Consider the following 23,427-nt stretch of genomic DNA (forward strand, 5'->3'; position numbering starts at 1 on the left):
TGGCCACCCACATTCGTCGGATCCGCGCTATAGCCCAGTGGAAAGCCGTGACCGGCGCGCGTGCCTGATTTCTCAGACACACACCTTGCTTCATCATTGATGAAACAACGTGACATCGCCCAACGCGATGCCCTCTAATTCTTAGATTCAGTCAAGGTCTCAGCCGGTTTCGACAACGAACATCCGCGCCTCCTGGGCCTCCCGGCGTTCGGCCTTGATCGGTGCATATTTCTCGGAATTGTAGAAGGCTAACGCTTGGGTAAGCGTTGGAAACTCAAACACGCCAGCTATTGGCAGTGGTGCCTCATTACCTTCAAGGACCTCCGCGACACGCCCGAAATGCAGAATCCGCCCACCGGCTTCTTGTAGGGCGGCCTGAAATCGAGGCGCCAGCGCCGCCTGCTTGGCAGGATCGATGACACGCAGATTGATATGCACGTACGCTGGCATGATGCTTCTCCAACTATTGCTAAATACTGCATATACATTATTCTGCCCGCAGCAGGTTGTCGAGAGGTGCCGACGTGAGCGAGTTTGATCCAAAATATTTCAGGGACGTTGCAACTCAATGTCCGGGTTTTCAAGCTCGCGCAACAGCGCGCGCGGTCACGCGCTACTATAACGCCTGCTTCAAGCCGCTCGGGCTGACGGCCGAGCAATTCAGCCTGTTGATTGGGATTGGAGCGGCCGAGGGCGCGACACTCGTTGATCTCGCGGCCAGCGCGGGGGTCGATGCGACTACCCTAAGCCGAAATGTTCAGAATCTGGAAGTGAGAGGTTTAATTCGTGCCGAAGGTGGACGTGGTCGCGCAGGAAAGCGACTAAACTTGACCCGTTCTGGATACCAGCTCATGACAGACGCCTTGCCCATATGGAAATCAGCAAAAGAGGAGCTGTCCTACCAAATGGGTGATGATCAACTTCGATCGGCAACGCGGGCAATGGCGGAATTAGCCAAGGCAGTAGCCTTCGCATAGGCATAGCCTTCTCTACAGACCGCACGGGCGCCGCGCCTGGCAGCATCTATAAGGTCGAGGGTGTCGGCCGACGGTTCCGGAAGGTGAACTGACAAGCCTCCGGCTGATCGCCAACCTAGAGGACTCCATCGCGTCGATTCCTTCAAATCGGCCGCTGGCTCGCCTGGCTATCAGACCTGACACTTGACATTTTTCTATTTCGGATACATCGTAGCCGATATGATTGATTGGAACAAACCCACGCCAGATTCGCACTTTGTGGAGGTCGATAGACTACGGGTGCATTTCAAACGCCTCGGCTCCGGGCCGGTGGTTTTGTTGCTCCATGGCAGCGGCTCATCGATGCAAGGTTTCGAGCGTGTGGCCGCTTTGCTGTCACGTTCATTCACGGTGATCCGGCCCGACCTTCCCGGCTTCGGCCTGACTGGTCCGCGGACGGATCGCGATTACCGGATCGAAACCTATGTCGCGACGATGGCCGCGTTCACGGCAGCGCTCGACGTTGAGAGGTACTGCATCGCTGGCAACTCGTTAGGCGGTAACATCGCGTGGAACCTTGCCCTCCAGCATCCCGAGCGGCTTGACGCTCTCGTCCTGATCAACGCCACCGGCTATCCCGAGAAATCCCTGCCCGCCGGATTGCGCCTGGCGCGCAATCCCCTGCTGCGCCCCCTGTTGCGACGCTGGCTGCCACGCAGTGCGACCCGGGCGAACCTGCGATCCATCGTCGGCCAGGGATCGAGGATCGTCGACGACGCGATGGTCGAGCGCGTACATGCCCTGATGTCGCTGCCCGGCAACCGCTCAGCCTTCGTGGATCTCGCAAACACCAACCAGACGGATCGCAGCGCGGAGATCCCGCGCATCGTGACACCCACCCTGGTGCTACGCAGCGCCGGCATCGACGGCCAACATTTCGCACGCGATATCCCGGCGGCGCAGGAGCGGGTCCACCCGGCGGCCGGACACCTTCTTCCCGAGGAGGAGCCGGTCTGGGTCGCGAACGCCATCGAAGAATTCCTGAACGCGCTTCGTGGCGGCTTGCCGTCGACCAGGAGCAGCACCTCATGAAATATTTCGTGGCAAGGGGCGAGGATCGCCGGCTCGATGCGACGGCCTGTGCAGGCCTTCGCGGCAGCTTCGTCGAATTGCCGGACGGCGTCACCCACTACGAAATTTCCGGGCCACTGGGTGGGGACGTTGTGATACTGGCCGGCGGCCTCACCATCCCGCTGTTCTATTGGGACCGCTTCGTCCCACACCTGCACGCCGCCGGCTTTCGGACACTGGCCTATAGCGGCTACGGGCGCGGCTATTCCGAGCGACTGCGCAAACCCTATGACGACGCGCTGTTCGTGCGCCAGATCGCGGGACTCGTTCACGCCCTCGCCCCCGGCGGCCGTCACCACGTCATCGGTTCTTCCATGGGCGCGTTGGTGGCGATGGGCTACCTCGTCGAACACCCAGTTTCGGTCGCCACCTTGACGGTGGCGGGCCCCGCGGGGCTCGGCAACATGCCCGCCGCGTTACGTCTGCTGCAATCCGCCGAACCCCTCGCGCGCTTCGTCGCGCGCCGGTTCGGGCGCCGCTGGCTCGACAATCATCAGGCGCACAATCTCGGCGATCGCACGCACGCGGCGGATCTATCGGCCATGATCCATGATGCCTATCGCTACGAGGGTTCGCTTCATGCGCTCTTCGACACGCTGCTGCATTTCGGCCTGTTCGGCCGGACAGAGCTCTACCGGCGTGTCGGCGATCTCGCCCTGCCAAAGTTGTTGATCTGGGGCCGCGAGGATCAGGTCACGACGATCGACAAGCTCGACGCCGCCCGTGCCCTGCTGCGACCGGAGCGCTGCCATGTCCTCGCATGCGGGCACATGACTCCGTTTGAGCGCCCAAGCGAGGTTGCCGAGCTTTTCACTTCCTTTGTCAAAGCCCAAAGGGGGCCATCATGAGCACCAAAATCATCGACGTCCTCATCGTCGGCGCGGGTCCCACCGGCACGACGCTGGCGATCGATCTCGCCCGCCGCGGGCTCGACATCCGCATCATCGACAAGGCGAACACGAGCTTTCCGGGTTCGCGCGCCAAGGGCCTCCAGCCCCGGACACTGGAAGTGCTGCAGGACCTGGGCGCGCTTGACGATGTCCTGGCGGGCGGTAGTGATTATCCCTTGCTGGGGTTTCATCTGGGACCGCTGACGATCCCATGGCGGATGATCGCCAGAAAGCCGCGCCGGCCAGACATCCCGTTTCCGAGTACCTGGTTGATACCGCAGTTCCGCACCGACGCCGCGCTGCACGCGCGCCTGGAGGCGCTCGGCCGCGATGTCGAATTCGGTAGCGAACTCACCGGCCTTGCCCAGGACGCACAGAGCGCGACCGCGAGCGTCTCGGCCGACGGCGAAACGCGCGAGATTGCCGCCCGCTATATCGTTGGCGCCGATGGCGGCGGCAGCGCCGTACGCCGGAAGCTGGACATCGGGTTCGAGGGATCGACGCACGAAGACGACCGGATGATCATCGTCGATGCGGTGACGAGTGGGCTGTCGCGCAACCGCTGGCATATCTGGCCCGGCCGGGCGGGACGGTTCGTCGGCGCCTGTCCGCTCCCGCATGGCGAACTTTTCCAGTGGATGATCCGGCTGCCGCCCGACGAAGAGCCGGAACTCGACCTTGCGGCGATCAACCGGCGCGTTCAGGCGCGGATCGGCAACCCGAACATCGTGCTGCACGACATCCAGTGGAAATCGGTCTTCCGGCCCAACATTCGCCTCGCCGAGCATTATCGCCGCGGCCGCGTGTTCCTTGCCGGAGATGCTGCCCATGTGCACCCGCCGGCCGGAGCTCAAGGGCTCAATACCGGAATTCAGGACGCCTATAATCTGGGCTGGAAACTCGGCCAGGTGCTGGCTGGCGCCGACGAAGGGCTGCTCGACAGCTATGAACAGGAACGCCGGCCGATCGCGGCGTCGGTGCTGTCGCTATCGACGAAGAAATATGAGGGTATCGCCAAACTCGATCCGTCTAGCGTGCGGCGCGGCAAGGATGAAAGCCAGCTTTCGCTGAGCTATCGCGATGGTCCCCTCGCGCAGGATCCCGCGGCGCGGACCCCGCGCCTGCAGGCGGGCGATCGTGCGCCGGATGCCGACCTGGTCACGCCGGATGGACGTCCCACCCGTCTGTACGACGCCTTTGCTGGCCCGCACTTCACCGCGATCGCCTATGGCGATGATGCCGCCGTTGTGCTCGAAGACCTTGTTTGGCCCGTAGCGGGCGCAGGGTTGCAGCGCATCTTCATTGAGGTCTCCCATCCCCGTTTCGCGCAGGACAGCTTCACCGATCACGCCGGTACGTTCCGCCGCGCTTATGGCGTGGCCGAGGATACCGTGTTCCTCATCCGACCCGACGGCTATGTCGGCCAGATCGCTCCTCCAGCGGCGCGAACCAGGCTGGAAGCGGCGGTCGCCGTGCTGACGCCTTCGAGCCGATCGTTTGCCTCCGATTCCACGGGCAATGCCGGGAGGGCGCCATGACGCGCATTCTGCTCCGCGGCGGAACGGTCATCACCATGGCCACGGACCGGCCCGATGCCGAGCGGCTGGATATTCTTGTGGAGAATGGACGCATCGCGGCGATGGCCGAGCATCTGGAAGAGACAGACGCGGAGACCATCGATTTCTCCGGGCGTATCCTCATGCCCGGCCTGGTCAACGCGCATTTGCACAGCTGGCAGGCCGCGCTGCGGTGCATCGGCAGCGACTGGACCCTGCTCGAATATCTCGCCAAGACGCATGGCGGCCTTGCGTCACATTACCTGCCCAAAGACATGCATATCGCCGCCCTGGCGTGCGCGCTCAACCAGATCAACTGTGGAACCACAACGCTCGGTGACTGGTCGCATAATGCGCGCACCCCGGCGCATGCCGATGCAACCCTCCAGGGCCTCGCCGAATCCGGCATTCGCTCTGTATTTTTCCACGGAATGTCGCACAGGCTTCGCGAGCGGGCACATCCCGCAGCAGAGATCGATCGCCTGCTGGCGGGGCCTATCGCGCGTCACGATCTGCTGGACCTCGGCATGGCCATTCCGGGACCTCAACTGTCGAGCGCGAAGATCGCTATCGCCGATTTCCTGACGGCGCGGGATCGCGGCCTACTTGTCTCCATGCACCAAAGCGGCGGTCGGCCGGGCACATCCTGGGAAGCGGTCCGGAATGCGGGCCTGATCGGGCCTCTCACCAACATCGTGCATGGCAACGAAATCCCCGATGAATGGCTCAAGACCTTCGTCGATGCTGGCGCGACGTTCACGGTCACACCCGAGAACGAACTCGGCCAGGGTCACGGCTTTCCCGTCACCGGCCGGCTAATGCGTCTTGGTGCAGCTCCCTCGCTTGGCACCGACATCGATACGACCGTGTCTGGCGAGGTATTGATCGCGGCGCGGATCGCGCTTGCCCAGCAGCGCGGGCACGATCACGAGCAGCAGCGGCGCGCGACCGGCCTGTTTTCTCCCACCCCGACAATCACGAGCAAGCAGGCATTGGCGTGGTCGACGATCGAGGGCGCGCGTGCACTTGGTCTCGCCGATCGCATCGGTCAGCTGGCGCCGGGCATGCAGGCCGATCTGATCGCTATAGACACTCGTGCTCTCAATCTTTGGCCTGCGCGCGACCCGGTTGCAGCCGCGCTGCAGGCGAGCATAGCGAATATCGAAGCGGTGATGATCGCGGGCCGATGGCGCAAGCGTGATCACGCGCTGGTCGATGTCGATGTCGGGACGGTGCGGGACAGACTGGCCGAGTCCGGGCAACGCCTGCTCGGCAAGATCGAGGCGAGCGGAATCCTGGGACGGCTACGCGAACAGGTAATCTTGCGCGTTGTGCAAAGAAAGCTCAAGAAGCAGAGTCGCATCTAGCATCGACTCATCTTTGATTTCCGGAGTAAGGATCACATTGCCAGGCCGCCCTGCCATTCCGCTCGATCGCATCTTGACCGCTGCGCTAAAAATCGCTGACGAGGAGGGGTCACAAGCCCTGACGATGCGGCGCCTCGCCAGTGAACTCAATTCCAGTACGGCCATGCTCTATCGGCACTTTGAGAGCCGGGCAGATCTGGTCCTGCAGATCGTCGACTGCGTGTTCAAGGAAGCGGAGCTTCCTGCTTCGCCCGTCCCGCAAGCGGACTGGCGGCAGGCATGTCGCGCGCTGGCGCGACGCATGTTTGCTGTTCTGGGCCAGCACCGCGGGGTGGCTCAGCTTCTGCTCGAGGCGCCACCGAACGGACCCCATGCGATGGTCCTGCGTGAACGCGCCCTGGCCATGATGCTGGACAACGGATTCGCGCCCCCCCTTGCAGCGCGCGCCTATGCGACCCTCGCGCGCTTTGTCCTCGGATTCGCAATTCAACTCGGCGGGCAGAGCGCCGCTGCTGACGAGGACGCCGCGCAATCCGCCGTCTTCCACCAGTTGGACCGGACCGCCTTCCCGGCCACCTTCGCCTTGGCGGATGAACTACCGGTGCCCCTCGAGGAGGAGTTCGCATTTGGGCTGGACCTGATGATCGCCGGCCTAGACCTGCTGCGAGCGGACGAGCGTGAACGGTAGCCGGTGGAAAAGAAGACCATCGGCGTCGCAGATCCGGTTCGAATGGTGCACCGCATCTCCGGGCTCAGCCCAGCGTGAAGGCCTCGTGGATCGACGACTGCATGCCGCCTCCGACCACCGGCCCGCCACCGGCGACATGGATCCAGTCTCCCAGCGCGACGGCGCCGAGGCCATGCCGCGGCGTCGTCATCGGCGCGTGGCTTTGCCACGTATCGCTCGTCGGATCGTAGCTCTCCAGCTGACCGAAGACCTTGTCATGCTGCTGCCAGTTCCGGTCGAAGTCGCGCTGCTCGCCGCCCATCGCAAAGAAACGTCCGCGATAGATGACGAGGCCGTGTCCGGACCGCCCGGTCGGGATGGGCGCGGCCGACGCCCAGCTGTCCCGATCGGGATGGTACACGTCGTGACGATCGGTGTTGTACTCGAAGGTGTTGAAGCGCCCGCCGATCACATGGATCCGTCCGTCATGGGCGACCACGCCGGCGTGATCACGGGCGGCGGGAAGCGGCTTGCGCAACTCCCAACGGTCGGCGGCCGGATCATAGACCTCGTGCCAGCCGACGCTCGCCCGCTCCTGGGTGGGCAGGGCGCCGCCGCCGATAAGATGGATCTTGCCGCCAAGCGCCACCGCGGAGGCCGCACCGCGCTCGCGCGACAGGCGAGCGATCGACCGCCAGCTATCGGTCTTGAGATCGTAAACGAAGGCGTTGTCGTCGGGCGTCCGGTTCTGCTCCAGAAATCCACCCAACGCATAGAGCCGGTCGCCATCGGCAACGACGGCGATGTGATTAGCGCCGCGCGGCAAAGGCGCAAGCATGCTCCAACGGTCCTCCTGCGGGTCGTAGACATGGTGGTAGGCGCGGTTGACCGCGCCCTCCCCATAGCCGCCCACCACATGCATGCGTCCGTTCAGGGCCGTCGCCCAGGCCATTTCGGATCTGGGCAGTGGCAGCGCGGCCCGCGCCTCCCATCTTCCCTGAGGCCCCTTTGGCGCCGGACTCTCCAATTGCCGCTGTCCGATCTGATGCGGCGCCAGTTCCTGGACAGTGGTTCCGCTGAGCGTGGAGAACGGTGCCCCGTGGAAATGGCCCTGCTGCGCCAGCGCGCGGCCGGCCAGAGCGCCCGTCACGATCGAAGCGGTAAATGCCTGGATGGCTGTCCGGCGGGATAGGTTGGTCTTCATGCGCATGTCCTTTTCTGATTCGGCGGAAGCTCCAAGCAGTGAGAGGTTACGCATGCGCTTAAATCTCCTCATCTGCCACAGAGGGTTGTTGAACCAGTCGGACCGTGCGCAACTGGCGTCTGCCGATAGGCTTGGCGCCAGCTTTCATAACCACCCGTCCTGGCTACTATGGCGATCAATCGGCGCCGAAACTGACCACAACCTGACGCGCGACCCGACATTGCTTCAGCTTCCTGTAAGCTGGTGGGTAGACGAACAAACCGCGACAACAGGGTTGAGGAGCACGTCCAGACAGGAGATGTCTGTCCAGGATCCCACTAGCTCCAGGCCAGGCGTCTTTTGTTGTTCCGCTCTGCGGCCGTTGTTTGGTGTACACGTGCTTGAGCGCTGCGGGATGTCGGCGAGTTGAAAATCGAGGTGACGATGCGGGTGCTGTTGATCGAGGACGACCTGGTACTGGGCGCGGCCACCCGGGATCAGCTGGCCGACGATGGTCATTCCGTCGATTGGGTCAACCGTCTGGATTATGCCGACGATGCGCTTGCCGCCGCCGATTTCGACCTGATCCTACTCGATCTAATGCTGCCGGACGGGCTCGGCATTTCATTTCTCAGGATGCTGCGCGGGCGGGGTGAGGAGACGCCCGTCATCATCCTGACCGCACTCGATCAGGTATCCGACCGTATCGCCGGACTGAACGCCGGAGCCGACGATTATCTGGTAAAGCCGTTCGACCTAGAGGAGCTTTCCGCCCGCATCGGCTCGGTGGTGCGCCGCTATGCCGGCAATCCCAATCCCATCGTGACGCTCGGCCCGCTTCAGATCGATCTCGCCGCCCGCAGCATGGCCCACAACGGCAAACCCGTTATCCTGACGGCGCGCGAATGGGTGTTGTTCGAGGCCTTCGTGCAGCGCCCCGGGCTGCTCTTTTCCAAGGCGCGCCTGGAGGAACGACTCTATTCTTTTGATAGCGACATCGAGAGCAATGCCATCGAGGTCCACATCAGCCGATTGCGCAAGAAGCTCGGCGCGCATGTCATCCAGACCGAACGCGGGCTCGGTTATCGCTTAGGCAGGCCATGAGACTGCTCGACTCGATCCAGGCGCGTCTGGCGCTCGCGATAGGTCTGTCGGTGACCGTGCTCTGGCTCGCCGCCTCAGCGGTCACCGCGCGACGCGTTGGCCAAGAGATGGAGCAAGTCTTCAACGACGGGCTGAAGACCACAGCGGAGCGCATTTTGCCGATCGCGCGGCGCGACCTGCGTGAAGGACGCCTGCGGCGCGAACCGTCGACCGCCGGCAACGAGGGAGACAGTCCGACATTGATCGGACGCGCGGCCCGCTATGGACAGGATCTCACCTTCGTCGTGCGCGATCGGGAGGGCCGGGTTCTACTCGCTTCGGACGGCGTCGACGCCTCCATCTTTCCGCCGTTCACCCAGCCCGGATTCCGGTGCACGAAGACCCACAAGATCTACGCCGACGCAACCCGCGACGGAAACCTCACGATCGACGTCGCCGAGCCGCTCAGTCATCGCCGGGGAATGTCGCACACGATGCTCGCCGGCCTGGCGCTGCCACTGATCATCGTCACTCCCCTCAGCCTTCTGGCGATAGCCGTAGCTGTCCGCCGCTCCCTGCGACCGGTTCGTGGACTGCAGCAAGGTCTTGCCCGGCGCGGCGCGCGGGACCTCTCGCCCTTACCGGACGCCAATTTGCCGAGCGAACTCGCCCCGATCTCCGCCGGCGTCAACCAACTGCTCGGCCGGCTGACGGACGCCTTCGAGGCGGAACGTAGCTTTGCTGCCAATGTGGCGCATGAGCTGCGTACGCCGGTCGCCGGCGCCATTGCCCAGGCTCAGCGCATTCGCTCCGAAACCCGCGAAGAGCGGACGGGCCAACGTGCCACGGAGATCGAGACTACGCTGAAGCGATTGATGCGCATGTCCGAGAAGCTCATGCAACTCGCCCGCGCCGAAGGCAGTCGCTTGCAGCTCGACGATCCTTCGGATCTGCGGACGGTCCTGCGCCTAATCATCGACGATTTTGTCCGGGCCGGGGAACAGCGGATCGCGCTCGTCCTGCCGGAGGTCCCGGTGCATTCTATGCTCGATCCAGATATCGTCGGCATTCTCGGCCGCAACCTCATCGAGAATGCATTGCGCCACGGCGCGCAGGACGGCGCTGTGGACATATCGTTGAGGCCGGACGGCCTGCTTTGCATCTCCAATGAGGGGCCAGCTGTGCCAGCCGATGCGCTGGACCGCCTTATGCGCCGCTTTGAACGGGGCACCGGCAAGATCGGTGGCAATGGACTGGGTCTCGCCATCGTCAAGATCATTGCCGACCGCCTGGGCGCGACACTCTCGGTGACTTCACCGCTCCCCGAATCAAGTACCGGCGTCCGGGTGACCGTGAAGCTGCCGACAGTTGGTTGACGGCACGCCAGCGGTCTCGTTCTCGCCAGAGTCGCCGCTGTCTGCATCCAGCGTCAAATGCAGCTTTCGCCATTTGCGACGGGATTTGGTGCCGTGCTTTTCCTCCTGGCATTGGCCCGCACCGAAGATTTGCAAGCCCGTGCTAACGATGAGGACATGGATCGGCCAATTCTCCGGGTTACGATCACGATCATCGTGCCGAGTGTTCCGCAGTCGCACCTCACCTGCCCTCCGGCTCAGGTCGATCCGAGGGTCAACACGCCTCTCATCAGAGAAACTTACGGGAAGCTGAAGCACTGTTCCGCAGATTGTCAGCTTGCGGTCAGGTTAAAGCTCGATAAACCGTTACGAATACATCCCGGAACCGGCCGAGTTTTTGTCGATAAGTACGCCTGTATGTGAATGTTAATTCAATAGTTTGCAGGCCTTTACGAATTTTTCATCACTATCCAACCGACGATATCAGCCATTAGATCTTATCGTCTTTGATGGGGGCTTAGAAATTGATATCCAGAAGACGTCTATTGGCAGGGATCGCAATGTCGTACGCGGCAATGTCTCTCACGCGGACAGTTCGCGCCGCGAATGCGTCTGAACTTGTCAGGACGCTCCAGCGCGGAGGAGTGTCGGTATACATGCGCCATTCCATTACCGATCGCTCTCAGGTCGACACCGGAGATCTCGGTCGGCGAGAAGGGCAGCGCAATCTCTCGGAAGAAGGCCGGCGTCAGGCGACCGCCCTGGGCGCGAGCTTCAAGGAATTGACCATACCGGTCGGTGAAGTCCTCAGCAGTCCCGTATTTCGCGCCCTCGACACGGCGCAACTCGCATTCGGCGAAGCCAACGTCAAAGCGGTTCCCGAGCTGACAGCCGACGATTACGAGCATGACCAGGCGCGCTTGGCGGCGAATGTCGCCTGGGTCAGTCGTCGCCTAGGTGTTCCGTCCAAGGGTGGAAAAGTGGACGTGCTCGTGGGCCACATCTATCCGCTCGGCATGATCCTGGGCCGCTCTGTCTCGCAGAGCGAATTTCCCGAAGGCGGATTCGCGGTTTTTGCTCCGTCGAGTGGTTCCCCAAACTTCCTCGGCTTTGTCACGCCCGCAGAATTGCTCAGCGCTTCTCATGCGCAGTAATATCTCCGCCGCAGGTACTGGAGCTTGAAGCACCTGAGCCTCAGCTCCAGATGGGCGAAGCGCGATGCTTAAGCGAACTGTTGGAAAACCGGTCTCAATTGGCTGCTCCGCCCCAGACGGAGCAGCCAATTCACTCGTTGCCGAGTACAGTCACCAGATCGCGCATTGACTTGCCGCGCATCGGATAGTGTTCGATGAGCATCTCGCGCGTTTTATTACTACCTCCATCGCGATAGATCTCTCTGTCATCGGGGCCGACAATATCGTGTCGACTACCGTCCTGCCCTTTACGCTTCAGACTTACCGGAAGCTGAAGCAGCCTCGTCAGCACCGTCAGGTAGGCGTCAGTTTGAGTTTTCATCAGAGGTCCGGTGCCGGAACAGTCGCCTCCCAAAAGGTCCATCCGTTCTTGTCATTGCCGAACCTATGGAAACAATTGAAAATGGAGTATGAATACATGCCTCCCAAATCCCCACTTGAAATCGCGATTGGACGCCGTGGCGTCATGGTCGGTGGCGTAGCTGCCTTGGGCGCCCTAGCGGCGGGTCGGCACGGTCTCGTTTCGCCCGCGGCCGCACAGTCCGGCCCCTATTCAGGAACCGGTGCCGCATCCCAGACGCCGGCGTTCTTCCAGACGACTGTAGGAGATGCAAAAGTCACCGCCCTGTTGGACGGCGGCTTCGTGGTGCCGACAAACGGCCTCGCGAAATTCTTCCCCGACTCGGCGGAGACGATCTCGAAGCTCGACACGCTGCTCTATCCGCACCCTGAGGGGCTCGCGATTCCGGTCGGTGCGTATTTGGTTGAGACGAGCAAGAATGTCGTGCTGATCGATGCCGGCGGCGGCCCGACCTACTTGCCGACGACTGGTCGCCTGCAGGCCTCGCTCAAGGCGGCAGGCGTCGCGCCGGAAAAGGTCGATACCATTCTGCTGACCCATCTCCACATGGAGCATGCGCTTGGCATTTCGACCGCGGACGGGAAGAAAGTGTTCCCCAACGCCGAGGTGCTCGTTTCTGAGGCCGAGTACAAGTTCTGGATGGACGACGCCAACCTGTCCAAGGTGCCTCAGGGCGAGACTTTCGTTGCTGGCGCCCGCAGGTCGATCGCGCCCTACAAGGACAGCATCCGCCGCTTCGCCGACCAGGAGAAGGAGGTCGTTGCCGGCTTCTCGACGCTGCCGGGACCGGGACATACGCCGGGCAATACGTCGTTCATGCTTACATCCGGTTCTGCCTCGTTGCTGATCCTTGGTGATGTGCTGCATTCCCCCGTGCTGCAGCTTCCGACGCCGCGGGCGCGCGTCGGAGTAGACGTGGATCCTGCTCTCGGGGTCGAGAGCAGAGTAAGGACGCTCGATGCTATCGCTGGCAAGACGACCTTCGTCGGCGGGATGCATCTCCCCTGGCCCGGCTTCGGGCGAATGGCGCGCAACGGCGAGGGCTACGCCTACTTCGCAATGCCTTGGCAGCTTGGCTAACCATCGCTCTGGTTTAACCCGGCTCTTCGATGTCGACCGGGTTACACCGCACTGAGCGGCCGCGCCTATTGGGGGCGCAGGAACACCAATCCTTCATTGGTTTTCGGGACAAAGCGAGAGCTGGATCGCACCGTTTCCATGGGCTGTTGGTTCAGCGTGGGACCAGGGACGATCCATGGTCAGAAGGGCCGGGATATCGTCAAAATGATCCCCCGTGATCGCCTGTTAACCGAATCTGACGGACCATTCACACAAATCGAGGGTAGGTCTGTTCTACCATGGGGGCTCGACCGCTCGATCGATCGCGAAAGGGATGTGTTTTCAGTGCCTTGCAAAATTTCGTTCCGGTCGGTGGTTCGAATTGGTTCAAGAGCTTTGCTGAACTCGGTATTTAGCCATGCGCCCGCCTCAATGCTCGCGATAAAGAAGCAGCCGATGAAAACCCGCACATGGCCGCCACCTCGGCCTTGGTGAGCCCGGGCTGAAGCAGATGTTCGCGCGCCCGCGCCAACCGCATATGGAGGTAGCAGCGCCCCGGTGACAGTTCCAGCTCTTCTTCGAACAGCCGGGCCATAGTCCGCAAGGTTAAGCCAGCGGCGGCTGCAATCTCCGGCAGGCCGAAAGGTCGCTCGATATGGGCCGCCATCTGGTCCAGCGCCTGGCGCAGGCGTGGGTTGGGATGGGATGGAAACGCCCCGAAGGCGGGTTCGGCCGGCCTGGCCATCCGCGGGCCGTTCAGGAACATCGCCGCGGCATCGAAACGTGCCGCCGCGCCGAACCTGCGCGTGATTTCCTGCAAGGCCAATTCCATTGCCGCCGCGGCGCTGCCGCATGTCATCCACCGTCCGTCGACCACAAAAGGCGCTGAAACCGTCTGCACGTCGGGGAAGGTTTCGGAAAACTCGGTCAGCAGTTGCCAATGCAGCGTTGCTCGCCGGCCATGCAGGTAACCGGCACGCGCCAGAAGCCACGCTCCGGTATCGGCGGCGATGACGGCGCCCGCCTTTCTGGTCAGCCGCAAGGCGCGGCGCACGGCGGGATCATCGGCATTGCTGCGAAACCGGTCGCCGCCGATCATGATCAGGAGATCGCAGGGCCCTGCCTCTGAAAGAGGCCTGTGCGGGGCCTGCGCCAAGCCGCTGGACGAATGCACTGTTTCGTCGTGGGGCGTCAGCACCGTCCAGGTGATATCCGCGCCATGTTCGTCCCGAACCACGCGCATCGGTTCGATGAGACAAGCAAGCAGCATGTTCGAGAAGGCCTCGAACAGAAGGAGATTGATGCGCAGTTTCTTTTGCGCGTTTGGCAGATCGTGCTTCATCTTTGGCAGAATATGACGTTCAGGAGGCCTCAATCAAGGATAGGTTGGTGCAAACCTATTCCGGAGAGCCTCATGACGAACCGCCCGCTCCACCACATCCGCGTTCTAGACTTTGGCCATTACCTTGCCGGGCCGATGGTCGGCATGATGCTTGCCGATCTGGGGGCCGAGGTGATCCGCATCGACCCGCCAGGCGGGCCGCGTTGGCGCGATCCTGCATTCGACATGCTGTCGCGCGGCAAGCGAGCTTTGACACTCGACCTTAAGACGGAGAACGATAGGCAAACCGCCCTGGCGATGGTCGCTCGCGCCGATGTCGTCCTCGACAATTTTCGGCCGGGCGTCATGGTGCGGCTGGGCCTCGCGCCTGCGGACCTGCGCGCGGCCAATCCCGGCATTGTCTCGCTTTCGCTGCCTGGCTTTGCCTCGACCGATCCCGAGCTTGCACCGCTTGCCGCCTGGGAGGCGGTGATTGCCGCGCGCACGGGGCAGTTCACCGATATGGGGCTGAACCGGCAGTTGATGGGGATCAACCCCTCCTTCACGCCGCTCGGCCTTGCCTCGGCCTATGGCGCAGCCTTCGGCGCCATGTCGGTTCTGTTTGCTCTCGGGGCGAAAGACAGGATGGGCGGCGAGCATATCGAGGTGCCGCTGGCCTCGGCCCTGTTCGAGGGGCTGGTCTATAATTGCGAGCAGATCGAAGACTATCCGGAGCGCTACAAATCGCCGCGCGAGGTGGAACTCGATCGCCGGCGCGCGGAAAATCTGCCGTTGAACCTCAGCTATGCCGATCTCGGCGAATTCCTCGACCCCTTCTATCGAACCTATCGCTGCGCCGACGGGCGCGGCTTCTATGTGGTATCCTGCTCCATCGTCACGCACCCGCGGCGGGTCCTGCATGTGCTGGGTCTCGACGACCTCGCCGCGACACTGCCCGATTTCGACGCCTATCTCGACCAGAAGGACTGGCCTGACGAATGGGCGATGCGCAACTACCCCGTCGGTGTGCGCGACCGAAAGCGTGTGGCCGAGGCCATGCAAGCTGCCTTTCTCACGCGCCCCTCGTGGGAATGGGAGGAACTGTTCGGTGCGGGAAAGGCGCCGGCTTCGGCGCAGCGCAGCACGCGGGAATGGCTGGACGATGCGCATGCGCGCGCCTCCGGTCTGGTCCTGGAGATCGACGATCCGCGCCACGGTAGGATGCGGCAAATGGGGAACCTGGCATGGCTGCTGGGCGACGACGGCGCGCTGGAGAAACGGCCGGGGCCTACGTCTGACGCGTTCCGCAGCGATCTGCCTCATCTGATGGCCGAGCCGCCGCGTCCCCACCCGCAAGGCAGGAACAGGGGCGGCTGGCTTGACGGCCTGAAAGTCGTAGATCTGACGAATGTGATCGCGGGGCCGACAATCGGATCGACGCTGGCGCGCTTTGGCGCCGAGGTCACGTCGGTACAGCCGGTCACTCCCTCGGTCGATCCGTGGAATGCGATCGTGTTCGGGCTGCACGCCCATCGGGGCAAGGAGAGCGTGCTTCTCAATCTGGGCAGCGAACAGGGGCGTGTGGCTCTGGAGCGGCTGATCGCCGATGCGGATGTGGTGACGATGAACGGCACGGACCAGCAGCGCGATGACTTGAACCTCTCGCCCGAGCGTTTGGCGGCGCTCAATCCTCGTGCGATCCTGGTGCAACTCGATGCATGGGGTGGACCGCGCCGAGGGCCGAAGTCCGACCATCTGGGCTATGACGATCTTGCTCAGGCCGCGACGGGGGTGATGGTGAGGTTCGGTGGCGGGCCGGACACGCCCGAGGAGCATGCGCATTTCGGCACCATCGATGCGCTGACGGGTTACATGGCCTGTGTCGCGCTCGGCGCGGCGTTGGAGCGGCGACGGGTTACGGGCAAGGGCGGTGTCGCCCGCGCCGCGCTGGCCGGCTGCGGCGCGATGATCCAGGCGCAGTTCATGTATGATTTCGACGGCCGTGCGCCGTTCGACGAACCTGCCGGGCGACAGGCGCGTGGCTGGGGGCCGTTTTATCACTGCTATCGCGCCGCCGACGACTGGATGTTCTTCGCGGCGCCCACCGAAAGGGGCGCGGCACTCGCCCGCGTGCCGGAGCTGGAAGATTTGGCCGGGCTTGGCGAAGGCGAGCTGATCGAGAGATTGGCGGAACGCTTTGCCCTTCACCCGGTCTCCCATTGGCAAGGACGATTCCGAGAAGGGTCGGCTGGCGTGGTTCCGCTTGGCTCGCTTTCGGGCAACCGCGAGGCCGGTCTGCATCATGAAAGCGAGGGGCCGGCCGACATCCGGCAAGCGACCTATCGCGCGATCCGCCATGACCGCCACCCGATGGGCCGTTGGGTCGATCTGGTCGCGCCCAATGCCGTGCGGCCCGAGCACGCGACGATCACGGTTCCCGCAGCAGCCCCGAAGCCCGGCGCACAAACGCGGGCGATCCTGTCGCGTCTCGGCTATAGCGAAGCCGAGGTTGCGGCGATGATCAAGGCTGGCGTCGCCGGCGAAAGCTGGTCCGCGCGATATCTTCCGGAGTGATGTGATGACCACCGAAGGCAAAGGCCCCGCCATAACTCCACGGACGCGCGCCCGCGCGCGTCACATCCTCGATCACTACTATATCGGCCCGGCGCGGGACGCCGCAGTGCTGGAAATCTGGGGCTACACCCCTCGCATGGCCTATGCGCCCGGCGACGAAGTCGTCCTGCACGTCTCGACGACGGCAGAGCGCTGGTCCTACGAAGTCGGGCGTGACGGTTCCCGGTATGAGCCGGTCCTTGCCGTCGAGAACCTGCCGGGCCATCACCACGATACGCCGGCCGATTGCTCCGTTACGGGCTGCGGCTGGCCGGAGAGTGCGCGCTTTATCGTGCCGGCGGATTGGCGGCCGGGAGGATATCTGATCACCCTCATCGCCGAACGCGATGGCGACCGGGTCGAGGAACACCACCTGATTCTGGTCCGCCGCGCCCGGCACCTTCCCCGCGCCCCCTATCTTCTGGTTTGCGCGACCGGCACATGGTTGGCCTACAACTGCTGGGGCGGGTCCAACCATTACGAAGGCATCACCGGACCGGAGGGCAACGCCTTTTCCCCGGTTCTATCGACGCAGCGCCCTTGGACGCGTGGATTCTGCAAGCTGCCCGCCGGCGCTCCGCGCGCGCTGCCCGAACGGCCGCAGCGCCCCGACGACATGGTGCGCTATCCCTACATGGAATGGGCTTATGCCTATGGCTATTCCAAGAAATACGCATCGGCCGGCTGGGCGAGCTATGAACGCCTCTTCGCTCGCTGGGCCGAGAGCGCCGGCTACGATCTCGACTTCGCCACCCTCCATGACCTCGACGCTGACCCGGACCTTTTAGACGGCCACAGCTGCGCGATTTTCGTGGGGCATGACGAATACTGGAGCGCACCGATGCGCGATGCCGTCGACGCCTTTGTTGCGGCTGGAGGCAAGGTCGCGCGGTTCGCGGGCAATTTCCTGTGGCAGACCCGGCTGGAAGAAGAGGGGCGCCGGCAGATCTGCTACAAATATTTGGCCGAGCAAGATCCTCTTACGGGAACCGAGCAGGCTCATCTCGTCACCGGGGCTTGGGAGTTGGCCCCCGTCAATCGGCCCGGCGCCCTGACCTTCGGCACCAATGCGCTGCGCGGGATCTATACGGGACTCGGCCGATGTGTCGGCGGCGGATCGGGTGGATTTACCGTCTATCGATCAGGACATTGGGCCTTCGCCGGAGCCGGGTTGGGATATGGCGACCAGTTGGGTGCCGCCTCGCGCATCTTCGGCTATGAGGTGGACGGGTTGGATTACCGCATGGAGGACGGGTTGCCGTTTCCGACGGGGACCGATGGCGGATCCCTCGACATCACCATCCTCGCGATGGGCCTTGCGACCAACATCGAGACCGACAATCGGATTTGGGGCGAGACACAGTACATCGGCGCGTCGGATGCCGCGTTCAAGGCGCAATCCCTTTACGGTGCGGTAACGCCCGAAACGCTGGACGCCAGCGCCCGTGGAAACGGCATGATCGTGCATTGGTCGAAGGGCAAAGGCGAGATTTTTACCGCGGCGACCTGTGAGTGGGTCGCGGGCCTCGCGCGTGGTGATATGCAAGTTCAAACCGTAACGCGAAACGTGCTCGACCGGTTTGGCGTGCGTTAAGGGGCCATTCGGGGCTTAGCATCGCCGAGTTGCACTGCCCAGCAGCAGGTATTCTGTAGTCAGCCCATATCGTGCATTCGAACTATGGAGCCTGAGTACTTTGATCATGCGGGGTCACTGGTTCAGATCCCGTCAAGATTTTAAGAGAGCCGTGAACGGGGAATGACGGCGTGAAATTTCAGCTAAAAAACGTCATTCAATTGCATTGCATTCTCTTTGAATATGGAGACAGTCATGGCCGCAAACGCTCTTGTACAAACACGTATTGATTCCGAAGTCCGGGATCGTGCTTCTGCCGTCCTTGAAAGCATGGGCCTCACGGTATCTGATGCGGTTCGTATCATGCTCACCCGGACTGCTAACGAGGGCGCTCTGCCTCTTGAACTTTTATCCGGCAGTGAGGCGCATGACGCCTGGTTTCGGACCAAGGTGCTCGAAGCGTTAAACGATATTCGACCGGATTTATCGGACGACGAGGCCGAGGCGCACTTTGCCAAACGTCGAGCGGCGGCCCGCCTTAAAGCTGGTGTGCCAGAATCGTGAAACTTACTTGGTCTGCTTTTGCGTTATCGGATCGTGACGCCATCTTCACAACATCGAGGCAGATAATCCCGCCGCTGCCGTCTTGATCGATGAACGGATAGCCGCTGCCGCCCGTCGCTTGCTCGACTTTCCTGCCAGTGGGCGCGTGGGTCGAACTGCCGGGACACGCGAACGCGTCATCAATGGCACGCCGTATATCGCCGCCTACGCCGTTGCCGAGACGACAGTTCGAAGTCTTCGCGTACTCCATGGCGCGCAAGAATGGCCAGAAAATCTGCCGCTAAGCTGATCGACCACGTTTGTGTGGGGCCGGCGGTTCGATCCCCATCAAGGCCACAGATTCTCCAAAAGCTGAAACTTGCAATCATAGGAGGTAGGTTCGTTAACTGCATCGCCGCTATGTTTTTGGCGAATTGGACATTCTCGCTGTAGGAAGGTGCGATTGCGATGACAAAATGGTTCCGGCGCCCGTCGTTAAAATCGTGCCTCGCTGCTATCGTGCTTCTCGTGGTGGCGCCGACGCTCGGCGTCGTGGCTATGGCCTTGCTGAATGCAGGATACTCTTATCGCGAAGCTTCCACAAACCAGCTTCTGGAAACCGCACGCGTCGTTGCGCAATCGGTCGAAAACGAGCTCGCCGTCACAGCCCGGCTCGTCCGGGAATTCGGGAAGTTGCAGGCGCAGGACGAAGAGCGCCACCAGCCCGACCTGATGATTGGCGGACCACCAACCATGGTCTACCACGTCGAAAACGGCGAAATCGCAGCCGAAACGGCGGCAATGGCTCCGATTGTCCGGGAGACCATCATGGCCGCGGTCACCTCCGGCGAGTTCGCCGTCTCGAACATTACCGATATCGCAACACCGGACGATGGCGCACTCCGCATCGTGCTCGCCGTGCCGGACCGAAACCGGGACGGGTCCACAGAGGTTGCCGTGCAGGTTGGCAATCCGGCAGACATGGTTCGCGCCCTTTCGCGCGGCAGCAACGCGTCCGTATCGGCGGTCCTTGCCATAACCGACGGTACGGGCAGGATCATCGGCAGATCGGTGGATTCAGAGCGCTTCATCGGCCGGCCGGTACCGGATTGGAACACGCTTGTCGCGCTGGGAACCGCCAGCGGCTCTTTCCGTGCGCTCACGATAGAGGGCCGGGAAATCGTCTTTTCGTTCCACAAGATTTCCGGCACCCCGGGCTGGGTGGCGGTGGTGGGCGAGCCGGCAGCAAGCTTCGATGCTCGCTGGAAACAGCCTCTCATCGTGATGCTGCTCGCATCGTCCGTGACCATCCTCGGCGGGCTCGCGCTGGCTTTCCTGTTGGCGCAGAGGGTGCTCCGTCCGATCAGCCATCTCGTCAGCCGCGCGCAGGCCGTAGCCGAAACGCGGGCCGCGAATGGCAAGGAAATCGCCGTCGACGTCCCTCCCTCGTTCGTCTCCGAGTTCGAGACCCTGCGCGTCAGCTTGGACGAGGCTGATGCCGTGCTGCGCGGCAGCCTCGCCGAAAGCCAACGGTCCGAAACGGTTGCGCGAAGAAGCGCCGCAGCATTGCAGGAAGCAGAAAAGCTCGCTCGCATGGGAAGCTGGACGCTTGATCTTGCGACGGGCGAGTTCACCGGTTCGGAGATGCTCTACGAGTTGAACGGTGCCGATCCGAAGGAGGCGCCGTTGAAGGTGGAGGATCTTTCCAGGCTTCTGGCGCCGGAAAGCTACTCCCGGATCGAGCGCGCCATCGCCGCATGCATCGAAACCGGCCAGCCTTACGCGCTCGAAGTCGAGCATCTGCACAGGGACGGCCGCCATTTCACGGCGTTCGTACAGGGTAAGGCGATCCGTGACGACGCGGGGCGCGTCGCCAAGCTGACTGGTACCGTGCAGGATATCAGCGAACGCATCGAGGAGCGCGAACGCCTCGCGGCGCTGGCCGATAACCTGCCGAGTGGCGTCATCTTCCGACTGGAGCGCAATGGCGAAGACACCATCAGGATCGCTTATGTCAGTGCTGGGATCGAACGATTGGTCGGCTTACCCGCCGCAGATGTCATGGCGCGCACGCAGCTGATTTGCGATGCAATTCTTCCCGACGACCAGCCCGGCCTTTATGAGGCACTGGAGCGCTCGCAGGCAGAAGGCGAAGTACTCGATCACGCATTCAGGGTGACGGCTCTCGACGGGCGCAGCCTGTGGATACATGCGCGCGCGGCCCTGCGCGCGCAAAGCGACGGCAACCGGGTATGGGACGGTATCGCCCGCGACATCACCCACGAGCGCGAGGCGGCCGACGCGTTGCAAGCCGCCAAGGAAGCCGCCGAAACCGCCGAGCGGACGAAGAGTGATTTCCTTGCCACGATGAGTCATGAAATCCGCACGCCGATGAACACCATTGTCGGCATGACCCGGCTTGCGCTCCAGACGGAGCTCAACCCCAAGCAGCGCAACTACCTGAAGAAAATTGACGGGTCCGCGACTGTACTCCTCGGCATTATCAATGACATTCTCGACTTCTCCAAGATCGAGGCCGGCGGGCTGATGCTCGAAGGTACCTCCTTCACGCTCGAATCGGTTCTGGAATCCGTTTCCACCGTGACGGCCTTGAAAGCGGAGGAAAAAGGGCTGGAGTTGGCGTTTGCCGTCAATTCCCTCACCCCTTCCTTCGTCAAGGGCGATCCGCTGCGCCTCGGCCAGGTGCTGATGAACCTTGTCGGCAATGCTGTGAAGTTCACCGAGCGCGGCGACATCCTTGTGTCCATCCGGCCTCTTCCATCACCGGCACCCGAAAGGATAAGGCTCGAATTCTCCGTAAGGGATACGGGTATTGGCCTGACGGAAGACCAGATCAGCGGCCTGTTCCGGCCCTTTACCCAGGCCGACAGCGACACATCGCGCCGCTATGGTGGCACCGGTCTTGGGCTCGCCATTAGCAAGCGTCTCGTGGAGATGATGGGCGGGGAAATCCGTGCCGAAAGCGAATACGGCAAGGGCTGCACCTTCGTTTTCACGGTCTCACTGGAGCGGGCGGAGAACGAAGAGCTCCCCGCGACCGCAGCCATAAGCTCGCATATGCTCCGCGGCCGGCGTATCCTGATATGCGACGACAACGAAAGCGCCCGGCTGGCGCTCAACGAAATGGTACGCGGCTTCGGCCCGGAAACCCATACTGTCGATACCGGCCCCAAGGCCGTAACCCTGCTCAGGCAGGAGGCGGAACGGGGCAGGCCATTCGATCTGGTTCTTCTCGATTGGCGCATGCCCGGCATGGACGGCCTTGAAACGGCGCGCATCATCAAGGCCGATACGGACCTCGCCCATATGCCAGCCGTTCTGATGGTGACCGCCTACGGGCACGAGATCGTCGCCAAGGCGGTGGACGAGATCGGTCTTCAGGGCATGCTTCTTAAGCCCATCACCCAGTCCACGATGTTCAATACGCTTCAGGGGGTTCTGTTCGAGACACCGCCTGTTAGCGGGCAGGACAAGGCTGCTGTCCCACGCCATATTTCACAGGAGCAAGATTACAGAGCCCTTGCCGGTCGCCACATTCTCGTGGTGGACGACAACGCGCTGAATCGCGAAGTCGCGACCGATTTCCTGGAGCTGGTCGGAGCCAGGGTGGAAACTGCCGTCAACGGTCTCGACGCGATCCGGAAGATGGAGACAACCGCCTACGACGTCGTCCTGATGGACATGCACATGCCTGAAATGAACGGGCTCGAAGCCGTGCGCGAAATTCGCAAGCGGCCGCAATGGGCAATGCTCCCAGTCATCGCTCTCACCGCTCAGGCGCGCATTGAGGACCAGCAAGCCGGCATGGCAGCGGGCATGACAGCGCATCTCACCAAGCCTATTGATGAAAAAGCTCTCTACGGCATGCTGATGAGCGTTCTGGGCCTTGCTTCCCACGGTCCGGATCTTCTTGCAGATGACCAAGTGGTTCCCGAACGCCCTACCGCAAGCGAGATCGATGCCTCGGCGCTGTTCAGTCGCTTCGGAGGAAACCGTCAACGTGTCGAACGGCTGATCGGTGGTTTCCTGCGGGACTTCAACGATGCGCCCCGTGCGCTGGAGGAGTTGGTGCTGCGCGGAGCGCTCGGCGAAGTCGCAGACCTGGTTCACCAGATCAAGGGCGGCGCCGGTTATCTCGGGGCCGTCGAGTTGAGCAAGGTTGCCGACACGCTGGAACATGCGGCACGCCACGAAGATGACGGAACTGTCGCCACCCAGGCGCCGCTCTTCGCCGTTCTTCTGCGGTCCTGCCTCGGGACACTCGAAACGATGCTCGCGGCCATGCATGCGCCCGCCGCAGGCGACGAGGAAGCGACAATGGCGGCGCGGCAGGCCCTCGTCTTGATGGATCAGGTCGTGCCGCTTGTGGAGCGCGGCGACTTTGCGGCGAAGTCCCTCCTGGAAAAGCTTGCGGCAGGACTGGAGGGGAAACGCCAGCGGGAACTCATCGACGAGATACAGGATCTCTTCGATGACCTCGAACTTTCCGAAGCGGTGGCCTCGCTGGAGCGGATGAAGGCCGAGCTCCAGCTTATAACAGCGAGGGAAGCCTGAC

Annotated in this window: 19 protein-coding genes and 2 pseudogenes; 16 read left to right on the forward strand and 5 right to left on the reverse strand. The window is 62.5% G+C overall.

Annotation, left to right across the window (positions count from 1 at the left end; translation table 11 throughout):
* Nucleotides 1-159: 159 nt before the first annotated feature.
* Nucleotides 160-450: a DUF1330 domain-containing protein gene (locus tag GR158_RS16500; RefSeq protein ID WP_160871827.1), complete on the reverse strand. Its 291-nt coding sequence runs from the start codon at nucleotides 448-450 to the stop codon at nucleotides 160-162.
* A gap of 74 nt (nucleotides 451-524) precedes the next feature.
* Between GR158_RS16500 and GR158_RS16505 the strand changes: the two genes are divergently transcribed.
* From GR158_RS16505 to GR158_RS16530, 6 genes are all read left to right on the forward strand, one after another.
* Complete coding sequence (locus GR158_RS16505; protein ID WP_160871828.1) at nucleotides 525-977, forward strand: MarR family winged helix-turn-helix transcriptional regulator; 453 nt, start codon at nucleotides 525-527, stop codon at nucleotides 975-977.
* Nucleotides 978-1,160: 183 nt separating this feature from the next.
* Complete coding sequence (locus tag GR158_RS16510) at nucleotides 1,161-2,048, forward strand: alpha/beta fold hydrolase (protein ID WP_202402317.1); 888 nt, start codon at nucleotides 1,161-1,163, stop codon at nucleotides 2,046-2,048.
* Nucleotides 2,045-2,935 carry an alpha/beta fold hydrolase gene (locus GR158_RS16515; protein ID WP_160871829.1) on the forward strand — a complete coding sequence of 297 codons (891 nt, stop codon included), beginning with the start codon at nucleotides 2,045-2,047 and terminating at the stop codon, nucleotides 2,933-2,935. The genes GR158_RS16510 and GR158_RS16515 overlap by 4 nt, the downstream gene beginning before the upstream one ends.
* Nucleotides 2,932-4,515: an FAD-dependent oxidoreductase gene (locus tag GR158_RS16520; protein WP_160871830.1), complete on the forward strand. Its 1,584-nt coding sequence runs from the start codon at nucleotides 2,932-2,934 to the stop codon at nucleotides 4,513-4,515. The genes GR158_RS16515 and GR158_RS16520 overlap by 4 nt, the downstream gene beginning before the upstream one ends.
* A complete protein-coding gene (locus tag GR158_RS16525; protein WP_160871831.1) occupies nucleotides 4,512-5,900 on the forward strand; it encodes an amidohydrolase family protein in 1,389 nt (462 codons plus the stop codon). The genes GR158_RS16520 and GR158_RS16525 overlap by 4 nt, the downstream gene beginning before the upstream one ends.
* Before the next feature lie 73 nt (nucleotides 5,901-5,973).
* A complete protein-coding gene (locus tag GR158_RS16530; protein ID WP_202402318.1) occupies nucleotides 5,974-6,588 on the forward strand; it encodes a TetR/AcrR family transcriptional regulator in 615 nt (204 codons plus the stop codon).
* Nucleotides 6,589-6,652: 64 nt separating this feature from the next.
* On the opposite strand, the gene GR158_RS16535 is transcribed toward GR158_RS16530, so the two are convergent.
* A complete protein-coding gene (locus GR158_RS16535) occupies nucleotides 6,653-7,771 on the reverse strand; it encodes a kelch repeat-containing protein (protein ID WP_160871832.1) in 1,119 nt (372 codons plus the stop codon).
* Between the two features lie 423 nt (nucleotides 7,772-8,194).
* Between GR158_RS16535 and GR158_RS16540 the strand changes: the two genes are divergently transcribed.
* Together GR158_RS16540 and GR158_RS16545 are read left to right on the forward strand one after the other, a co-directional pair.
* Nucleotides 8,195-8,854, forward strand: a complete 660-nt coding sequence (locus GR158_RS16540) for a response regulator transcription factor (RefSeq protein WP_160871985.1) — start codon at nucleotides 8,195-8,197, stop codon at nucleotides 8,852-8,854.
* Nucleotides 8,851-10,209, forward strand: coding sequence for a HAMP domain-containing sensor histidine kinase (locus GR158_RS16545; RefSeq protein ID WP_160871833.1), 1,359 nt, complete (start codon nucleotides 8,851-8,853; stop codon nucleotides 10,207-10,209). The genes GR158_RS16540 and GR158_RS16545 overlap by 4 nt, the downstream gene beginning before the upstream one ends.
* 30 nt (nucleotides 10,210-10,239) lie before the next feature.
* Here GR158_RS16545 and GR158_RS16550 read toward each other — a convergent pair.
* A pseudogene (locus tag GR158_RS16550) lies at nucleotides 10,240-10,374 on the reverse strand (IS5/IS1182 family transposase); the annotation flags it as partial.
* Between the two features lie 470 nt (nucleotides 10,375-10,844).
* On the opposite strand from GR158_RS16550, the gene GR158_RS16555 reads away from it, so the two are divergent.
* Entirely contained in the window at nucleotides 10,845-11,342 is a 498-nt protein-coding gene (locus GR158_RS16555) for a histidine phosphatase family protein (protein ID WP_160871834.1), read from the forward strand.
* Nucleotides 11,343-11,472: 130 nt separating this feature from the next.
* Here GR158_RS16555 and GR158_RS16560 read toward each other — a convergent pair whose 3' ends face one another.
* Entirely contained in the window at nucleotides 11,473-11,703 is a 231-nt protein-coding gene (locus GR158_RS16560; protein ID WP_160871835.1) for a hypothetical protein, read from the reverse strand.
* A gap of 81 nt (nucleotides 11,704-11,784) precedes the next feature.
* On the opposite strand from GR158_RS16560, the gene GR158_RS16565 reads away from it, so the two are divergent.
* Both GR158_RS16565 and GR158_RS25360 read left to right on the forward strand, forming a co-directional pair.
* Nucleotides 11,785-12,822: an MBL fold metallo-hydrolase gene (locus tag GR158_RS16565; protein ID WP_160871836.1), complete on the forward strand. Its 1,038-nt coding sequence runs from the start codon at nucleotides 11,785-11,787 to the stop codon at nucleotides 12,820-12,822.
* Nucleotides 12,823-12,960: 138 nt separating this feature from the next.
* Entirely contained in the window at nucleotides 12,961-13,296 is a 336-nt protein-coding gene (locus GR158_RS25360; RefSeq protein WP_246665687.1) for a TatD family hydrolase, read from the forward strand.
* Here the strand turns inward: GR158_RS25360 and GR158_RS16575 are convergent.
* A complete protein-coding gene (locus GR158_RS16575; protein WP_160871837.1) occupies nucleotides 13,214-14,143 on the reverse strand; it encodes a GlxA family transcriptional regulator in 930 nt (309 codons plus the stop codon). The two genes, GR158_RS25360 and GR158_RS16575, sit on opposite strands and share 83 nt — an antisense overlap.
* A 72-nt stretch (nucleotides 14,144-14,215) precedes the next feature.
* On the opposite strand from GR158_RS16575, the gene GR158_RS16580 reads away from it, so the two are divergent.
* The 5 genes and pseudogenes from GR158_RS16580 (at nucleotide 14,216) to GR158_RS16600 (ending at nucleotide 23,426) form a co-directional block, all read left to right on the forward strand.
* On the forward strand, nucleotides 14,216-16,696 hold the full coding sequence (locus GR158_RS16580) for a CoA transferase (RefSeq protein WP_160871838.1): 2,481 nt from the start codon (nucleotides 14,216-14,218) through the stop codon (nucleotides 16,694-16,696).
* Nucleotides 16,697-16,700: 4 nt separating this feature from the next.
* Entirely contained in the window at nucleotides 16,701-18,329 is a 1,629-nt protein-coding gene (locus GR158_RS16585) for a N,N-dimethylformamidase beta subunit family domain-containing protein (protein WP_160871839.1), read from the forward strand.
* 234 nt (nucleotides 18,330-18,563) lie between these two features.
* A complete protein-coding gene (locus GR158_RS16590; RefSeq protein WP_160871840.1) occupies nucleotides 18,564-18,872 on the forward strand; it encodes a type II toxin-antitoxin system RelB/DinJ family antitoxin in 309 nt (102 codons plus the stop codon).
* Nucleotides 18,869-19,161 (forward strand): annotated as a pseudogene (locus GR158_RS16595) (type II toxin-antitoxin system RelE/ParE family toxin). Before GR158_RS16590 ends, GR158_RS16595 begins: the two are co-directional and overlap by 4 nt.
* A gap of 158 nt (nucleotides 19,162-19,319) precedes the next feature.
* Nucleotides 19,320-23,426, forward strand: a complete 4,107-nt coding sequence (locus GR158_RS16600) for a response regulator (RefSeq protein ID WP_160871841.1) — start codon at nucleotides 19,320-19,322, stop codon at nucleotides 23,424-23,426.
* The last annotated feature ends 1 nt before the right edge of the window (nucleotide 23,427 follow it).

The sequence above is a fragment of the Shinella sp. AETb1-6 genome, from assembly GCF_009826875.1.
Taxonomy (GTDB): Bacteria; Pseudomonadota; Alphaproteobacteria; order Rhizobiales; family Rhizobiaceae; genus Shinella; species Shinella sumterensis.